Source organism: Streptomyces ortus, from assembly GCF_026341275.1.
GTDB lineage: Bacteria > Actinomycetota > Actinomycetes > Streptomycetales > Streptomycetaceae > Streptomyces > Streptomyces ortus.
This window is the reverse complement of the sequence record NZ_JAIFZO010000002.1, coordinates 6,419,763-6,436,545: the sequence shown is the minus strand read 5'-3', so window position 1 is coordinate 6,436,545 and position 16,783 is coordinate 6,419,763. Positions and strand designations below refer to the sequence as shown.

Sequence of the window (16,783 nt, the reverse complement as noted above, 5' to 3'; positions counted from 1 at the left end):
TTGGGCTGCTTGCGCGGCTCGCACAGCCACGTGACTCCGGGCAAGGCGGGCTGCCGTCAGATCCTCCGCATGGCGCCGGGCCTGCGGAGTCGCCGCACGACCGTCCTCGGCGCCGCGTCCGGCCCGGGTGACGCCGCGTCGCGCTCGGCACCGGTGGGAGCCGGGGCCCCGTGCCCCCACAGGGCCATCTCCCGGTCCCGAGGCCCCCGTACGAGCCCGGGTCCGCCGGAGCCGAAGACCCGTACGGGATGTGTGGCGTCCCAGGCGGGCCAGCCCGGGTCGCCCGTGACGGCGAACCGCACCCACGCCCCGTGCATCTCGTCGGCGAGGGACTGCGGCGCTCCCGGGCCCGCGAGTCGCTCCGCCTCGGGTACACCGACCGTGTCGAAGACGAAGCCCAGCTCCAGGGCGTGGCAGGCACCGAGGCCGGGTACGTTCGACGGCCAGGCGAACTCGTAGACGTGCGAGCGCGCCCGGTGGGCGTCGGCCAGCCGGTGCAGCGGCACCCGGAGGAGGAAGTCGGTGACCAGCTGCCCCACCAGATCGGCGGGGCCCGCCCCGGGCCGGGCCAGCCGGTAGCCGCGCGGCACCTCGGGACCGCAGCGGCAGCGGGCCCTCGCCGCGGCCAGGGCGACCGGGCCGAGCCGGTTCAGGCGTTCGAGGAGGCCGGTCGGCGCGAGCCACAGCCGGTGCTCCTCGCTGGTCCAGCCGATGAGCAGTGCCACGTCCTGGGCGGCCCCGCCCTCGGCCAGCGCCTCCAGCGGATCGCGCGGCACCAGCTCACCGTCGACGACGATGCCGAACGCGGGCCCGCCGACGACCGGGCTCGCCCGGCGGCCGGCCTCCGCCTGCGCCTCGATCAGGGCGCCTCGGTCGACGGCGGCGAACGCCCTGGCCGTCGCCGGCACCCGCAGCCGGGCGGCCATCCGGCGCACCACGCGCCGCACCTTGTCCCGTTCCGTCACCTCGGGCGCCCCGCTCTGCAGCACCGCCCGCCGGAACAGGCCCCGGGCGCGCGGGCTCGCCAGCAGCGCCCCGATGCTGATCGCCCCGGCGGACTCGCCGAAGACGGTCACCCGGTCCGGGTCGCCGCCGAACCGCGTGATCGAGTCCCGTACCCACTCCAGCGCGGCGAGCTGGTCGCGCAGGCCCGGGTTGGCGGGGGCGTCCGGGAAGAGGCCGAACCCCTCCACTCCCAGGCGGTAGTTGACGGACACGAACACCACGCCGTCCCGGGCGAAGGACCGGCCGTCGTACACCGGGATCGCGGACGAGCCGCGGGTCAGCGCTCCGCCGTGGATCCACACCATGACCGGGAGGCGGGCGCCAGGACCCGGCTCCGGTGTCCAGACGTTCAGGTTCAGGCAGTCGTCGCCCGGTACGACCGGGTCGGCGAGCAGCTTCGCGAAGGCCTCGGAGTACGGCGGCTTGGGCGGCGTCGGCCCGAACGCGCCCGCGTCGCGCACCCCGGTCCAGGGCTCGGGCGGAACGGGCGGCCGGAAGCGGCGGGGGCCGAAGGGCGGGGCCGCGTAGGGGATGCCCCGGAAGACGGCGAGGCCGTTCTCGTAACGGCCCCGCACCGCCCCGTAGGGGGTGCCCACCACGGGATCCTCGGGCCCGGCGGAATCCCCGGCCCTCACAGGTCCCTCAGCCATCCGAACCCTTCCTCCCCGCCACGCACCGCGTCCACGGACGGCGTCCTGGACCGCATCCGCGAACCGTGCTGCCACCGCATCACAGAACCCTCCCGTTCCGCAGCCCCAGGGCACCCAAGTCGGACGTGTCGTCCGCCCCGGGGCGCGCAGCGCCGGGCCGTTCCGGGGCGGGCGCCTTCCGAGGTGGCGGCGGTCGCGCTGCGGCTGCTGGTGCGGATGATGGCCGGGGAGCAGCCCGAGGGGACCCGGACCGAGCTGTCGACGCGGTTGGTCGTGCGGGCGAGTACGGCGGGGCGGTGAGCTCGGCGCCACTATGGCGCGGCTGCCCAGGTGATTCCGCCCAGGAGGTGGGAGCGGAAGTTCTCGTCGGTGTAGGCCTCCTTGGCGTGGCCCAGGGCCGTGTAGAAGGCTCTCCCCCGGCCTTGGGAGTGGCACCAGGCCAAGGGGTGGTCGTCGCCCATACCGCCTCCGTCGTACGAGGTCTCGTCGGCGGAGAGGAGTACGCGTACCGAACCCCGGGGGCTGGTCCGGAAGTCGTACCACTCGTCCGTGAACTCCCAGGCGGCCGGCAGATGCCGGGTCGCCGGATGATCGTGGTCCTCCACCAGGGCCCGGCCCGGCTGATGCTCGGGGTGCCGGGCGAACCGCGCTCCGAGCAACTCGCCGTAGTAGGGCCACCCGTACTCCGTACAGGCCGCCGCGTGCACCCCGACGAAGCCGCCGCCCGCCTCGACGTACGCGGCCAGGTGCTCCCGGCCCGCGGGTGTCAGGACGTCACCGCTGGTGGAGAGGAAGACGACGGCCGCGTACGGGCCCACGGGGGCGTCGAAGAAGCCCGGATCCTCCGTCGCGTGGACGGTGAAGCCGTGCGCGGCCCCCAGCGACCGTACGGCGGCCGTGCCGTCGGGTATCGAGTCGTGGCGGTAGTCCGTGGTGCGGGTGTGGACGAGGACCCGCGGGTGGGGGAAGGCGTGTGGTGTTGCTGCCATGAGGGGGCTCCGGCTCCGGGTCTCTACGGCGTAGCGCGTCTCTACCGCGCGGGTTCGGCGGGGGGTGCGGACGAGATGTCCGCAGGGGGTGCGGCAGGGCTGCCGGCCGGGGGTGCGGCGGATGGGCCGGGCCTTGTGTAAAGGACCTCGCGTGCCTGTTCCGCCGCCCGGATCATGCCCTCGCCCACGAAGTCGACGAAGCGGGCGATGCCTTCGAGGCGGGCGGCGGCCGGGGAGTCGGGGCCGAGGATGCCGACGCCCTGCCGTGCGGTCTCGGCGAGCTGGGCGTGGGACTTGGCGGCGGTGATCATCCCGTCGTACCAGACGTCGTCGTCGACGACATAGCGCTCCCGGCGGCGTTCGTCCCGCTCCCGCCGGATGAGGCCCTGGTTTTCGAGGAGCGTGACCGCCTTGGAGATGGAGGCGGGGCTGACCTGGAGATGCTGGACGAGTTCGGACGCGGTGAGGCTGCCCGCGTCGGTGGTGTAGAGGTGCGCCAGTACCCGGGACGTCATCTTGGGCAGGCCCGACTGCATGAGGAGCGTGGTGAACACCTCCACGTACGCGCGGACGGCCTCGGCGTCACGCCCGTGGGCCTGCGGAGGCGCTTCCCGCCCCTTGGGCGTGGCCTCCCTGCGCCGGTGGGCGCGGTGTTCGGTGGCGCGGTGGGCCAGGTCCGCACGGTAGGCGAGGGGACCGCCGTTGCGCATGACCTCTCGGGTGATCGTCGAGGTCGGGCGTTCGAGACGTCTGGCGATCTCCGCGTACGCGAGGTCGTCGGCCAGCCCCAGCGCGATCTGCTGGCGTTCCTGCTGAGTGAGCCTGCCTCCCGGCATCGCGGTCTCCTTCGTGCTCCTGGGCCCTGCGTGGTCCTCGGTCGCGCTCGGTCGCGCCGGGTACGTCGAGCATAGCGTTCACTTCAAGCACATTGCAACGAACGCCGTAGGTGCTGTTGCGTTAGATTCACTGCCAGCGCAACGAAAACTACGCCTTGAGCTGCACTTATTGCATTGCCGTGCAACAAGTATGTTGCCGCATCCATGAACGCAACGTAGCTTTTCCCATGTCGGAAACGCCGAACGGGCGACCCGGACCACCACACCGAGGAGAGCACGATGCAGAAGTTCGACACCGCCACCCAGATCTCCGCCGTCCTCGACGTCCCCGCCGGACGCATCCGGTTCATCGCCGCCGACCGGGCCGACACCACGGTCGAGGTGCTGCCCGCGAACGCCTCCGACAGCCGCGACGTGAAGGCGGCCGAGCGGATCGAGGTCGCCTACGACGACGGCGTCCTGCGCATCGAGGCCGCACCCGCGAAGAACCGCGTCCTCGGCAACTCGGGGTCCGTCGAGGTGACCGTCCAGCTGCCCGCCGGCTCCCGCGTCGAGGCGAGGACGGCCGCCGGCGAGTTCCGGGGCGTCGGCCGGCTGGGCGACGTCGCGTTCGAGGGGGCGCAGGGCTCGGTCAAGCTCGACGAGGCCACGTCGGCCCGCCTCAGCCTGCTCGCCGGTGACGTCTCGGTCGGCCGCCTCGGCGGCCCGGCGGAGATCAGCGTCCAGAAGGGCGACATCCGCGTCACCGAGGCCGTGCGCGGCACGGTCGTGCTGCGCACCTCGGCCGGCGAGGTGTCGGTCGGCGCCGCCCGCGGGGTCTCCGCCTCCCTGGACGCCGGGACCGCCTTCGGCCGGATCAACAACGCGCTCAAGAACTCCGACGGCGACGCCGCCGCCCTGAACATCCACGCGACCACGTCCTACGGCGACATCACCGCCCGCAGTCTCTGACCGGCGGCCCCACGGTTCGCGCCCCTCAGCACCTGATCCGCGGTCCCTGATCCGCGGTCCCTGATCCGCGGTCCCTGATCCGCAGTTCTCGAAGGAGCATTCCTCATGACCGACCCGGCCATCGCGGCGAACGGGCTGCGCAAGTCCTACGGCGACAAGGTCGTCCTCGACGGCATCGACCTGGTCGTCCCCCAAGGAACGATCTTCTCCCTGCTCGGCCCGAACGGCGCCGGCAAGACGACCGTCGTCAACATCCTCTCCACCCTCGTCTCCCCCGACCCCGCCTCCGGCGCGATCCGCGTCGGGGGCCACGACCTCGGCGCCGACCCGCAGGCCGTGCGGGCGGGCATCGGCGTCACCGGACAGTTCTCCGCCGTCGACGGGCTGATCACCGGCGAGGAGAACATGCTCCTCATGGCCGACCTGCACCACCTGCCCAAGACCGAAGGCCGCCGGGTCGCCGCCGAACTCCTCGAACGCTTCGACCTCACCGCCGCCGCCGGCAAACCCGCCTCCACCTACTCCGGCGGCATGAAACGCCGCCTCGACATCGCCATGACCCTCGTCGGCAACCCGCGGATCATCTTCCTCGACGAACCCACCACCGGCCTCGACCCCCGCTCACGCCACACCATGTGGCAGATCATCCGAGAACTCGTCACCAGCGGCGTCACCGTCTTCCTCACCACCCAATACCTCGAAGAAGCCGACCAGCTCGCCGACCGCATCGCCGTCCTCAACAACGGCCGCATCGCCGCGCAGGGAAGCGCCGAAGAACTGAAGCGACTCATCCCCGGCGGACACGTCCGACTGCGCTTCACCGACCCCGACGCATACCGCTCCGCCGCCGCCGCGCTGCGCGAAGCCGCCCGCGACGACGAGGCCCTCGCCCTCCAGCTCCCCAGCGACGGCAGCCAGCGCGCCCTGCGCACCATCGTCGACCGGCTCGACACCGCCGGCATCGAAGCCGACGAACTGACCGTCCACACCCCCGACCTCGACGACGTCTTCTTCGCCCTCACCGGCGACACCACCGTCCCCAGCCAGGCCGACCCCACCAAGGAGACCGTCCGATGAGTACCTTCTCCCTCGCCGTGCGCGACTCGTCCACCATGCTGCGCCGCAACCTCCTGCACGCCCGGCGCTATCCGTCCCTCACCCTGAACCTGCTGCTCACCCCGGTCATGCTGCTCCTGCTCTTCGTCTACATCTTCGGCGACGTGATGAGCGCCGGGATCGGGGACGGCGGCGCCGACCGCTCCGAGTACATCGCCTACATCGTTCCGGGCATCCTGCTGATGACCATCGGCAGCACCGTGATCGGGGCGGCGGTGTCCGTCGCCACGGACATGAACGAGGGCATCATCGCCCGCTTCCGCACGATGGCGATCCACCGCGGATCGGTCTTCATCGGGCACGTCGTCGGCAGCGTCCTGCAAGTGCTCGCCAGTCTGGTGCTCGTCGGGGCCGTCGGGGTGGCCATCGGCTTCCGGTCCACCGATGCCACGGCCCTTGAATGGCTGGCGGCGTTCGGGCTGCTGGCCCTGTTCGCCCTGGCGCTGACCTGGATCGCGGTCGGGATGGGCATGGCGAGCCCGAACGCCGAGGCGGCCGGCAACATGGCCATGCCGCTGATCCTGCTGCCGCTCATCTCCAGCGCCTTCATCCCGGCCGACACCATGCCGGGGTGGTTCCAGCCGATCGCCGAGTACCAGCCCTTCACCCCGGCCATCGAGACGCTGCGCGGGCTGCTGCTCGGCACCGAGATCGGCCACAACGGGTGGCTGGCCGTGGCCTGGTGCCTGGGGCTGGCGGCGCTCGGCTACTGGTGGTCGGCGTCACAGTTCAACCGCGACGCGAAGTGACCGTCATGGCGGCGCGGGCCGTCCGATTTCTTCAAGACCCGCGCCGCCCCGGTCCCTACGGTGGCCCCATGACTCCACCGACTCCACGATCGACTCCACGATTCGATCTCATCGGCCTCGTCGTCTCCGACATGGCCGCGTCGCTCGCCTTCTACCGCCTCCTCGGGCTGGAATTCGCCGAGGGGGCCGAGAGCGCTCCGCACGTCGAGGCGGCGCTGCCCGGCGGTCTGCGCTTCGCGCTCGACACGGAGGACACGATCCGCTCGTTCCACCCCGGCTGGCAGCCTCCGGCGGGTGGGGGCCGGGTGGCACTGGCCTTCCTGTGCGGCAGCCCCGCGGACGTCGACACCCTGTACGAGGCGGTGCTGGCCGCCGGTCACACGGCGGAGCTGAAGCCGTTCGACGCCCCCTGGGGCATGCGGTACGCGGTGGTCCACGACCCGGACGGCAACGCCGTGGACCTCTTCGCCCACCTGAACCCCTAAAGGGGCGCGGGGAACGGCGCAATCCTTTCGCCCCTCGGGAGCGCGGCGAACGGCGCAACCTTGCAGCCCCCCTCAGGGGCGCGGGGAACGGCGCAATCTTTTAGTCTTTCGGGGGCGCGGGGAACGGCGCAGTCTTTCGCCGTCAGGGGCGCGGCGAACCGCGCAGCAGCTCCCCCAGCGGCACCCCCGCCAACCCCCGCACCTCCCGCGCGAGATGCGCCTGATCCGCGTAGCCCGCGACCACGGCCGCGTCCACCGCCGCCACCCCGCCCCGCACCAGCGCCAACGCCCGCTGCAGGCGCAGCACCCGGGCCAGCGTCTTCGGCCCGTAGCCGAACGCGGCCAGCGCCCGCCGGTGCAACTGCCGCTCGCTCCAGCCCACCTCCTCGGCGGTCTGGGCGACGGCGGCCCCGGCGGACAGGGCCGCCACGACGGCCCGTAGCCGCGGATCGGGCGGTTCGGCGTCGGCCGCCCGGCGCACGGCGAGCGCCTCCAGCGCGGCGGCGGGATCGGCCGCCGCGTCGACCCGCTCGGTGAGCCGCCGCACCTCGGCCGCGTCCCACAGATCCGCGAGGTCGACGCGCAGGTCCCGCAGTTCATCGGCGGGTACGCCGAGGTAGGCGGGCGCGGTGCCGGGGAAGAACCGGACCCCCGCGTACCGTCTCGGAACGCCGGGCTCGTCGCTCACGTACGCCCGTGTGTCGGGGCCCGCGACGAACAGCCTGCCCTCGGTCCACAGCAGGTCCATGCAGCCGTCGGGCAGTACCGGTGCCGCGTCCCCCGGCACGGCGGCGCGCGTCCACACGACCGCCCCGGTGAGCCGCGACGCCCGCTCCCTGTACGGCCCCGGCGCCGGCGAGGACTCGGGGCGGGTCACTGCGGCGGAGGGGTCTCGTCGGTGTTCTTGGGGGTGGACTTGGCGTGGGTGCGCAGCCGGGAGGTGACGTCCTCCGGGGGCAGGAAGCGGGACCAGCGCTCCGGGAACTCGGAGGGCATGTCCGGGTCGTCGGGGTCGTCGTAGCCGTCCTCGGCCTGCGCGGCGCGGGCCGCCGCCGCGCGGGCCACGAGGTCGGCGGCCTGCTCGGCGCGCAGCCGCTCGTTGACCGCGCGGGCGGCGGCGGTGGCGGCGGCCGGCCAGACGCGGTCGATGGCCGCGTTGACGGCGGCGCCCACGAGCACGGCGAAGGCGGCGACACCGATCCACAGGAGGACGGCGACGGGCGCGGCCAGGGAGCCGTAGATCGTGGGGCCCTCGACGGTGTTCGTGAGGTAGATGCGCAGCAGGAAACTGCCGAACACCCACATGGCGAGCGCCACCAGGGCGCCGGGCACGTCCTCGATCCAGGGGGAGCGCACCGGAACGGACACGTGGTAGAGCGTCGTCAGGAAGACGACGCAGAGGATGATGACGACGGGCCAGTAGAGCACCTGGACGACGGTCGTCGACCACGGCACTACGTTCACCACGGCGTCCGGGCCCGCGACCATCAGCGGCAGGGCGACCGAGCCGATCAGCAGGGCCACCAGGAAGAGCAGGAAGGCCATCAGGCGGGTCCGGACGATGCCGCGCACCCCGTCGAGGCCGTACATGACGGTGATGGTGTCGATGAAGACGTTCACCGCGCGGGAGCCGGACCACAGGGCGAACAGGAAGCCCAGGGAGATGACGTCGGGCCGGCCGCCCTCCATCACGTCGTGCAGCAGCGGCTGGGCGATCTGGGCGACGCCCCGGTCGGTCAGGACCGTGCGGGAGGCCTCCAGGAGGCTGGTCTCCACGCTGGCGATGGTGTCGGCGCCGGTCCAGTCGTCGACGTAGCCCAGCAGGCCGATCATGCTCAGCAGCAGCGGCGGCACGGACAGCAGCGTGAAGAACGCCGCCTCCGCCGCGAGTCCGAGGATCCGGTACTCGATGCACGAGTTCACGGTGTCCTTGAGCAGCAGCCAGGCGGTCCTGCGCTTGGAGACGTTCCGATAGAGGGCACGCGCCCGGTGGAGACGACCGGACGTCCTCTGAGGGGGTTCACTTGCTGGCTGCACGCCCTAAAGGTATCCGCCGTGCGGGCTCGCACTCATCCCCCCGGTGCCCCGGTCGGATCCGGTGTGGCGGGAGCGACGCACGCGGCCCGATCGCGGGACGGCACCGACCCGGTTCCGTCACACGGCGGAAAAGCGGCGGCAATTCCTCGGTAATCGTAAAGAGAATTCGAACCTGTTTTCTGTCATGACCGCGTGGCCGAATCACCCGCCTTCTAGAAGCGGAATGCGCAACAACGCATGCACTGTGCACCGGTGAGTTCCCCGGTGACCCGTCCGGACGAGATCGTTCAGGGAGCCCGGCATTGAAGCATCGAACGGCGAGAAAGCGCCATAGGCCGAAACGCCCTTGACCCGTTCATGAGCACGCCGAAACAATTCGGATTGCATTGCGCCGGGCCCGTGGGGGCGGCCCGGCGGCACCACGACACGGGGGAAACCAACGGGACCCGGGGGGGTCCTCAACAGCAGCGATACCCCTGATCCGGGTGGGAACCACGCGGATCACGCCGTGCTGCACTGCACCCTTTCCAAGCAGTCGCTCCACACACTTCCCGAACATCCTCTTCTCGCGCGCCCTGCCACCACACAGCCCGCGCGAGAAACAAACCTACCTTCCGGCACCCCGGATTCACACAGTAATCACTGTGGTCCACCAGAACATCTTTCGTCACCAATTCGGGTGACCGGTGAAACTGCGGGCGTGAATCCTTCGTATTCCCACCCGAGGTCCAAAAACCTCGAACGGTCCACAAGTAAGAACAATCACCAGCAAGGAGATCAAGTGGTGGGAAATCCCACTGAGGTCGCGACCGCCGCTCCGGCGCTGTCCGTGACCACCCGCGACCCGGTGAACGGGCTCGAACCTGTCCTCGCGGAGGTGCTCGCCGGTGTCGTACGCGCCGAGCGGGTCCCCGTCGACAGCCACTTCTTCGACGACCTCGGTGCCAACTCCCTGGTGATGGCGCACTTCTGCGCCCGGGTCAGGAAGCACCCGGACCTGCCGGCCGTGTCGATGCGCGACGTGTACGGCCACCCGACGATCCGCGGCCTGGCGGCGGCGCTCGCCGAGGTCCCGGCCGAGGAGCCCGCGCCGCCGGAACCGGCCGCGCCGCCCGCGGCGGGCAGCAGCGCGCGCTACGTCCTGTGCGGGGCACTGCAGTTCCTGGTCTTCGCGGCGTACTGCCTGCTCTCCGGGCTCGTCACCGCCCAGGGATACGACTGGGTGTCGGCCGGGGACGGCGTCGTGGACGTCTATCTGCGGTCGGCCCTCTTCGGCGGCGCCGCCTTCACCGGCCTGTGCACGCTGCCGGTGGTGGCGAAGTGGGTGCTGGTCGGGCGCTGGAAGGAGACCGAGTTCCCCGTCTGGAGCCTGGCCTATCTGCGCTTCTGGACCGTCAAGGTGCTGCTGCACGCGAACCCGATGGTCCTGTTCGCCGGCAACCCGCTCTACGTGCTCTATCTGCGGGCCCTGGGCGCGCGGATCGGCAGGAACGTCACGATCCTCTCGCACGCGGTCCCGGTCTGCACCGACCTGTTCACGGTCGGCGCGAACACCGTGATCCGCAAGGACTCGCACTTCCTCTGCTACCAGGCGCACGCCGGGCGCATCCACACCGGCCGGGTCACGCTGGGCCGGGACGTGTTCGTCGGCGAGAACACCGTCCTCGACATCGGCGCCGCGATGGGCGACGGATCCCAGCTCGGCCACGCGTCGGCGCTGTACGGCGGCGGCGCGGTACCGGCCGGTCAGCACTGGCACGGCTCACCGGCCCAGCGCACGGACGTGGACTACGTACGGGTCGCCCCCGCGCGGTGCGGCACCGCGCGCCGGGTGGGCTACGGCCTGGCCACCGTGGTCCAGACGCTCCTGGTCACCATGCCGCTCCTCGTCGGGGGCACGTACATGCTGCTGACGGTGGCGCCCTCGCTGGACGTGCTGCTGAACACGGAGGCGCAGAACATCACGTCGGGGCGTTTCTACGTCGAGGCTCTCGCCCTGTCCGTCGCGCTCTTCGCGGCCTTCGTCGTGGTCGGCTTCGCCGTCGTGACCGTGGTCCCGAGGTTCCTGAACCGGTTCCTGGAGCCGGACCGGGTCTACCCGCTCTACGGCTTCCACCACTCGGTGCAGCGCTCGATCGCGCGGCTGACCAACGTCAAGTTCTTCAAGTGGCTGTGCGGGGACAGCTCGTACATCGTCCACTACCTGCGGGCCCTCGGGTACGACCTCTCGCACGTCGAGCAGACCGGCTCCAACTTCGGCACGGGGGTGGCGCACGAGACACCGTTCCTGGCCACCGTCGGACGCGGCACGATGGTCGCCGACGGTCTCTCGATCATGAACGCCGAGTTCTCGGGCACGTCGTTCCGGGTCTCGCGCGCGACGATCGGTCCGAACAGCTTCCTGGGCAACCACATCGCCTACCCGGTCGGGGGCCGCACGGGCGAGAACGTCCTGCTCGCGACCAAGGTCATGGTCCCGCTGGACGGCCCGGTCCGCGAAGGGGTCGGCCTGCTGGGCTCGCCGCCCTTCGAGATCCCGCGGACCGTGGAGCGCGACACCCGCTTCGACCACCTCCGCGAGGGCGACGAGCTGCGGCGCCGCCTCGCCGCGAAGAACCGCCACAACCTGGGCACCATGGGCCTGTTCCTGCTCCTGCGGTGGTTCGACTGGTTCGTCCTCACGGTCCTCGGCTTCGCCGCCTTCGACCTGTACGGGGAGTACGGCACCGTCGGCGGTCTGCTGATCGGCGTGTCCCTGCTCGCCGGGGTCGCGTTCACCACCGGCTACTACGCACTGGTGGAGCGGGTCCTCCTGCGGTTCCGTCCGCTTCAGCCGCGGCTGCACTCCATCTACGACCCGCTCTTCTGGCGGCACGAGCGGCTGTGGAAGATCCCGGACACGCACTTCGCGCTCTACAACGGCACCCCTTTCAAGAGCCTGCTCTGGCGGCTTCTGGGGGTCCGTATCGGCCGCCGGGTCTTCGACGACGGGGCCTACATCACCGAGCGCACGCTCACCGCCATCGGGGACGACTGCACCCTCGGCGCGCACAGCAAGATCCAGTCGCACTCGCAGGAGGACGGCACCTTCAAGTCCGACCACATCGAGATCGGCGACGGCGTCACGCTCGGCGTCGGCGCGCTCGTGCACTACGGCGCGTCCGTGGGGGACGCCGCCGTACTGGCCGCCGACTCCTTCCTGATGAAGGGCGAGGAGGTACCGCCGGGGGCGCACTGGGGCGGGAACCCGGCGGCCGAACAACGCCGCACCTGACGGCAGCACAGGCACCACAGGCGAGCACTGGCACACAAGCACCACAGCACATACGGGAACACAGGGGGGAAACACAGAATGGACACGATCCCGAGGTGGACGCTCGACCCGGGCCCGGGCACGGCGGAGTACGAGGTTCCGCTGCCCGCGGGACCGGTACCGGAGCCGTCCGCGCTCCTGGCCGCACACGCCAAGGTCCTCGCGGCCCTGTCCGGTGAGCGCGAGGCCGTCACCGGCTACGTCACCGCGAAGGGCGCGGCGCCGCTGCCGCGCCGGCTGGCCGTCGGCCCCGGCACCTGGCGCGACCTGCTGGCCCGGGCCGACCTGGCGGTCCGCGAGGCCGACCGCGCGCCGGCCGGGGAGCCGCCCGTGCGGGAGGCGGGCGGCGACCCGGTCTCTTTCGCGACCGTGCTCGACCCGCACGGCCACGACCACTACGACGGCACCGCTGACACAACTGGCACCACCGGCACCGCTGGCACCGTGCTGCACGTCAGCGTGGCGGGACGCGCCCTGCGGTTGCGGTACCGCTCCGACGTCCTGGACGCCGGAGCCGCCGCGCGCATCGTCGGCTACCACCTCACCGCGCTCGGCCTGCTGGCCGCCGACCCGGACGCCGCGCACGACCGGCACGGCCTCCTGGGCGCGGACGAACTCCGGTTCCAGCTCGACGCGCTGGCCGGGCCGCACCGCGACCTGCCCGACCGCCGCGTCCACGAGCTCTTCGAGGAGCGGGTGGCCGCGCATCCGTACGCCGTCGCCGCCGTCCGGGGGGACGAGGAGTGGACGTACCGCGAGCTGAACGCGCGGGCCAACCGCATCGGCCGGGCGCTGCTCGCCCGCGGGCTGCGCCCCGAGGGGGTCGTCGCGGTCGTCATGGAACGGAACCTGGACTGGCTGGCCGGTGTCCTCGCGGTCCTCAAGGCGGGCGGTGTCTACCTGCCCGTCGAGCCGCACTTCCCGGCCGGACGCATCGGGAAGACGCTCGGACGGGCCGGCTGCGCACTCGTCCTGACCGAGGGCGGCAGCACCGCGACGCTGGACGAGGCCGGCACCGGTGCCCGTACCCTGCGCGTCGAGGACGCCTACGCGGAGGACCACGCCGACAGTGACCTCGGTGTCGCGGTCGCCGCGGACCAGCTCGCCTACATCTACTTCACCTCCGGCTCCACCGGTGAGCCCAAGGGCGCGATGTGCGAGCACGCGGGTTTCCTCAACCACGTCCTCGCCAAGATCGACGACCTCGGTGTCGGCGAGGGGCAGGTCGTCGCGCAGACGGCGCCCCAGTGCTTCGACATCTCGCTGTGGCAGCTGCTCTCCGCGCTGCTGGTCGGCGGGCGGACCCTGCTGGTCGCCCAGGAGGTGATCCTGGACGTCCCGCGGTTCGTGGACACGGTCGCGGACGGCGGAGTCAATGTGCTCCAGGTCGTGCCGTCGTATCTGGAGGCCGTCCTCGCCGAGTTGGAGCGGCGCCCGCGCGAACTGCCCGACCTGCACTGCGTGTCGGTCACCGGGGAGGCCGTCAAGAAGGAACTCGTCGAGCGCTGGTTCGCGGCCGAGCCGGGCATCCGGCTGGCCAACGCGTACGGGCTGACCGAGACCTCCGACGACACCAACCACGAGGTCATGGACCGGGTGCCGGACGAGGACCGGGTGCCGCTCGGCCGACCGGTCGCCAACGTGCGCGTGTACGTCGTCGACGAGCATCTGGCCCCCGTACCGCTCGGCGCGCCCGGCGAGATCGTCTTCTCCGGGGTGTGTGTCGGCCGGGGATACGTCAACGACCCCGAGCGCACGAAGGCCGCGTTCGGCGACGACCCGTACCGGCCCGGCGCGCGGCTGTACCGCAGCGGGGACCACGGGCGCTGGCTGCCCGACGGGAAGCTGGAGTTCCTGGGCCGCCGGGACAGCCAGGTGAAGATCCGCGGCTTCCGCATCGAGATCGGCGAGATCGAGAACGCGCTGCTGCGGGTGGACGGCGTCCGGGACGGTGCCGTGGTGGTCGCCGGCGGCACCCGGCTGGTGGCGTTCTGCGCCGGGTCCGGGCCGCTCGGCCCCGAGGAGGTCCTGGAACGGCTGGCCGTGTCGCTCCCGGCATACATGGTGCCCTCGGCCGTCCACCGGCGCGAGAGCCTGCCGCTGACCGCCAACGGCAAGATCGACCGCAAGAAGCTGACCGCGCTCGCCGGCGATCTCGGCTCCGCCGGGAGCGGTGCGGGCGGCCAGGACGGCGAGCACGCGCCGGTCACCCCGGGCGAGCGGCGCCTGGCGGCGGCCTGGTCGCGGGTGCTGGGCATCCCGCAGGACCGGATCGGCCGCCTGGACCACTTCTTCGACCGCGGCGGCACCTCGCTCGCGGCGGTGAAGCTGGCGGTCGCCCTGGACCGGGCCATCACCCTCAAGGACGTCGCCCGCCACCCCGTCCTCGCCGACCTGGCCGGACTGCTCGACGCCCCCGCCCGGGAGGCGTCGTGAACCGCGCCGGGAAACGGGCCCGCGGGCCGGCCCGGGAACCGCACCACGACCACACGCACAGCCACGCGCGGGCCGAACCGCGCGAGACCGGAAGGAACCACACGATGTCCACGACACCGACGCTGCCCGAGGTCGTCCTGAGCCCCGGCAGCCCCCCGGTCCTCCGTGCCGACGTGGCCGGGGACACGGCGGGCTGGGCGGCCGTCCACCGTGACGCGCTGCGCGCCGTGGTCGCCGAGCACGGCAGCCTCCTGGTCCGCGGTCTGGGTCTCGACGACCCGGACACGACCGGTGAGGTGTTCCGGCGCCTGGCCACCGGCCTCATGCCCGACCGGGAGTCCTTCGCGCCCCGGCGGACGTACGCGGAGGGGGTGTACTCGTCCACCAAGTGGCCGCCCAACCAGCCGATGTGCATGCACCACGAGCTGAGTTACGCGGTCGAGTTCCCCGCGCTGATGCTGTTCGCGTGCCTGGACGCGCCGGCCGAGGGGGGCGCCACCGCGGTCGCCGACGCGCCCACCGTGCTCGACGCGCTGCCGGCCGAGCTCTCGGAACGGTTCGGCCGGGAGGGCTGGCTGCTCACGCGGACGTACAACGACGAGATCGGGGCGTCGGTCGGCGAGGCGTTCGGCACCGAGGACCGCACCGCCGTGGAGCGCTACTGCCGGGCACGCGCGATCGACTTCGCCTGGCAGGGCGACGGCTCCCTGCACACCCGCCAGCGGCGCGCCGCGGTGGTCCGGCACCCCGTCACGGGGCGGCCCTGCTGGTTCAACCAGATCGCCTTCCTCAACGAGTGGACGATGGACCCCGAGGTGCGGGAGTACCTGGTGGACGTCTACGGCCCCGCCGGGCTGCCCTTCAACACCCGCCACGGCAACGGCGATCCGATCGGCGAGGACGTCGTCCGGGAGATCAACGCGGTGTACGAGGCCCACACCGTGCGCGAGCCGTGGCGCTCGGGTGACCTGATGATCGTCGACAACGTCCGCACCGCGCACAGCAGGGAGCCCTTCGAGGGTCCGCGCGAGGTGCTCGCCGCGCTGGCCGACCCGGTCCGGCTGACCGACTCCGCACCCACGACCGAAGTGAGGACCGCATGACCGGCACGGAACAGGCGGCGCAGTCCGCCGAGGCACCCGGGACGTCCGAGTCCTCCGGGGCCGCCGACGCACCTCGGCGTACGCTCACCGCTCCCCCGTTCTCCGTCGTCTCCGGCGCCCAGGTCCAACAGGCGCTGGAGGGGCGGGAGTCCGAGATCGCGGGCCTCGTCGAGCGGGTGTACCGGCTGCACGGGGGCGGCGACTCGGTGAACCCGCCGTCGTACTTCCTGCGCTTCCCGGACCGCCCGTCGTCGCGGATCATCGCGCTGCCGGCGTCGATCGGCGGGGACATCGGGGTGGACGGCATCAAGTGGGTCTCCAGCTTCCCCGGGAACACGGCGTCCGGGCTGCCCCGGGCCTCGGCCGTGCTGATCCTCAACGACCACGAGACGGGTTATCCGTTCGCCTGCCTGGAGGCGTCGATCATCAACGCCGTCCGGACGGCGTCCTCCGCGGCGCTCGCGGCCGACCGGCTCAGCCGCGGGCGCGAGCGGCCGGTCCGGGTCGGGTTCGTCGGCACGGGGCTGATCGCCCGCCACATCCACACCCATCTCACCGCCACCGGCTGGTCGTTCGAGGAGACCGGGGTGTACGACCTGTCCGCGGACAGCGCGGCCGGCTTCCGCGGCTATCTGGAACGGTCGGGCGCCAAGGGCCGCCTCACCGTCCACGACAGTGCCGAGTCGCTGGTCCGCTCCAGCGATCTGCTGGTCTTCGCGACCGTCGCGGGCGCGCCGCACATCCACGATCTCGCGTGGTTCGACCACGCCCCGCTGGTGCTGCATGTGTCGCTGCGCGACCTGGCACCCGAGATCCTGCTCGCCTCGGCCAACTTCGTGGACGACATCGAGCACTGCCTGAAGGCGGAGACCTCTCCGCATCTGGCTGAACGCCTCAGCGGCGGCCGGGACTTCATCGACGGCACGTTGGACGACGTGCTGTCCGGGCGGGTGACCGTGCCGGCCGACCGGACGGTGATCTTCTCGCCCTTCGGCCTCGGGGTCCTGGACCTCGCGGTCGGCAAGTTCGTCCACGACGAGGTGGCCCGGCGGGGCGAGCCGCACGTCGTGGACGGCTTCTTCCACGAGCTGCGCCGGCACGGCTGACCGGCGG

General features: G+C 72.1%; 13 protein-coding genes and 1 pseudogene. 9 read left to right on the top strand and 5 right to left on the bottom strand.

Features of this window, described 5'->3' with window-relative positions:
* Positions 1-56: 56 nt before the first annotated feature.
* Positions 57-1,655, bottom strand: coding sequence for a carboxylesterase/lipase family protein (locus tag K3769_RS31545; protein WP_267029655.1), 1,599 nt, complete (start codon positions 1,653-1,655; stop codon positions 57-59).
* Positions 1,656-1,832: 177 nt separating this feature from the next.
* Between K3769_RS31545 and K3769_RS31540 the strand changes: the two are divergent.
* Positions 1,833-1,955: pseudogene (locus K3769_RS31540) on the top strand (LacI family transcriptional regulator); the annotation flags it as partial.
* 11 nt (positions 1,956-1,966) lie between these two features.
* Here the strand turns inward: K3769_RS31540 and K3769_RS31535 are convergent.
* Both K3769_RS31535 and K3769_RS31530 read right to left on the bottom strand, forming a co-directional pair.
* Entirely contained in the window at positions 1,967-2,644 is a 678-nt protein-coding gene (locus K3769_RS31535) for a ThuA domain-containing protein (protein WP_267029654.1), read from the bottom strand.
* Between the two features lie 41 nt (positions 2,645-2,685).
* Entirely contained in the window at positions 2,686-3,480 is a 795-nt protein-coding gene (locus K3769_RS31530) for a GbsR/MarR family transcriptional regulator (protein ID WP_267029653.1), read from the bottom strand.
* 279 nt (positions 3,481-3,759) lie between these two features.
* On the opposite strand from K3769_RS31530, the gene K3769_RS31525 reads away from it, so the two are divergent.
* The 4 genes from K3769_RS31525 to K3769_RS31510 all read left to right on the top strand — a co-directional run bounded on the left by K3769_RS31525 (position 3,760) and on the right by K3769_RS31510 (position 6,781).
* The gene (locus tag K3769_RS31525) at positions 3,760-4,431 is read left to right on the top strand and encodes a DUF4097 family beta strand repeat-containing protein (RefSeq protein ID WP_267029652.1); all 672 of its coding nucleotides are present in this window, start codon (positions 3,760-3,762) and stop codon (positions 4,429-4,431) included.
* Between the two features lie 105 nt (positions 4,432-4,536).
* Complete coding sequence (locus K3769_RS31520) at positions 4,537-5,508, top strand: ATP-binding cassette domain-containing protein (protein WP_267029651.1); 972 nt, start codon at positions 4,537-4,539, stop codon at positions 5,506-5,508.
* Entirely contained in the window at positions 5,505-6,296 is a 792-nt protein-coding gene (locus tag K3769_RS31515; RefSeq protein ID WP_267029650.1) for an ABC transporter permease, read from the top strand. Before K3769_RS31520 ends, K3769_RS31515 begins: the two co-directional genes overlap by 4 nt.
* 68 nt (positions 6,297-6,364) lie before the next feature.
* Positions 6,365-6,781, top strand: a complete 417-nt coding sequence (locus K3769_RS31510) for a VOC family protein (RefSeq protein ID WP_267029649.1) — start codon at positions 6,365-6,367, stop codon at positions 6,779-6,781.
* Positions 6,782-6,923: 142 nt separating this feature from the next.
* On the opposite strand, the gene K3769_RS31505 is transcribed toward K3769_RS31510, so the two are convergent.
* Positions 6,924-7,658 carry a helix-turn-helix domain-containing protein gene (locus tag K3769_RS31505; RefSeq protein WP_267029648.1) on the bottom strand — a complete coding sequence of 245 codons (735 nt, stop codon included), beginning with the start codon at positions 7,656-7,658 and terminating at the stop codon, positions 6,924-6,926.
* Positions 7,655-8,818, bottom strand: coding sequence for a YihY/virulence factor BrkB family protein (locus tag K3769_RS31500; protein ID WP_267029647.1), 1,164 nt, complete (start codon positions 8,816-8,818; stop codon positions 7,655-7,657). The genes K3769_RS31505 and K3769_RS31500 overlap by 4 nt, the downstream gene beginning before the upstream one ends.
* Positions 8,819-9,599: 781 nt before the next feature.
* Between K3769_RS31500 and K3769_RS31495 the strand changes: the two genes are divergently transcribed.
* The 4 genes from K3769_RS31495 to sbnB all read left to right on the top strand — a co-directional run bounded on the left by K3769_RS31495 (position 9,600) and on the right by sbnB (position 16,776).
* Complete coding sequence (locus K3769_RS31495; RefSeq protein WP_372515083.1) at positions 9,600-12,092, top strand: Pls/PosA family non-ribosomal peptide synthetase; 2,493 nt, start codon at positions 9,600-9,602, stop codon at positions 12,090-12,092.
* Between the two features lie 78 nt (positions 12,093-12,170).
* On the top strand, positions 12,171-14,567 hold the full coding sequence (locus tag K3769_RS31490; protein WP_267029646.1) for an amino acid adenylation domain-containing protein: 2,397 nt from the start codon (positions 12,171-12,173) through the stop codon (positions 14,565-14,567).
* A gap of 104 nt (positions 14,568-14,671) precedes the next feature.
* Entirely contained in the window at positions 14,672-15,670 is a 999-nt protein-coding gene (locus K3769_RS31485) for a TauD/TfdA family dioxygenase (RefSeq protein ID WP_267029645.1), read from the top strand.
* Positions 15,667-16,776 (top strand): 2,3-diaminopropionate biosynthesis protein SbnB, encoded by a 1,110-nt coding sequence (gene sbnB / locus K3769_RS31480; protein WP_267029644.1) that lies wholly within the window; start codon positions 15,667-15,669, stop codon positions 16,774-16,776. Before K3769_RS31485 ends, sbnB begins: the two co-directional genes overlap by 4 nt.
* Positions 16,777-16,783: the final 7 nt, after the last annotated feature.

Coding starts and splice junctions, on each gene's coding strand:
- K3769_RS31545 (WP_267029655.1), bottom strand. CDS start 1,655: ATGGCTGAGGGACCTGTGAGGGCCGGGGATTCCGCCGGGCCCGAGGAT.
- K3769_RS31535 (WP_267029654.1), bottom strand. CDS start 2,644: ATGGCAGCAACACCACACGCCTTCCCCCACCCGCGGGTCCTCGTCCAC.
- K3769_RS31530 (WP_267029653.1), bottom strand. CDS start 3,480: ATGCCGGGAGGCAGGCTCACTCAGCAGGAACGCCAGCAGATCGCGCTG.
- K3769_RS31525 (WP_267029652.1), top strand. CDS start 3,760: ATGCAGAAGTTCGACACCGCCACCCAGATCTCCGCCGTCCTCGACGTC.
- K3769_RS31520 (WP_267029651.1), top strand. CDS start 4,537: ATGACCGACCCGGCCATCGCGGCGAACGGGCTGCGCAAGTCCTACGGC.
- K3769_RS31515 (WP_267029650.1), top strand. CDS start 5,505: ATGAGTACCTTCTCCCTCGCCGTGCGCGACTCGTCCACCATGCTGCGC.
- K3769_RS31510 (WP_267029649.1), top strand. CDS start 6,365: ATGACTCCACCGACTCCACGATCGACTCCACGATTCGATCTCATCGGC.
- K3769_RS31490 (WP_267029646.1), top strand. CDS start 12,171: ATGGACACGATCCCGAGGTGGACGCTCGACCCGGGCCCGGGCACGGCG.
- K3769_RS31485 (WP_267029645.1), top strand. CDS start 14,672: ATGTCCACGACACCGACGCTGCCCGAGGTCGTCCTGAGCCCCGGCAGC.
- sbnB (WP_267029644.1), top strand. CDS start 15,667: ATGACCGGCACGGAACAGGCGGCGCAGTCCGCCGAGGCACCCGGGACG.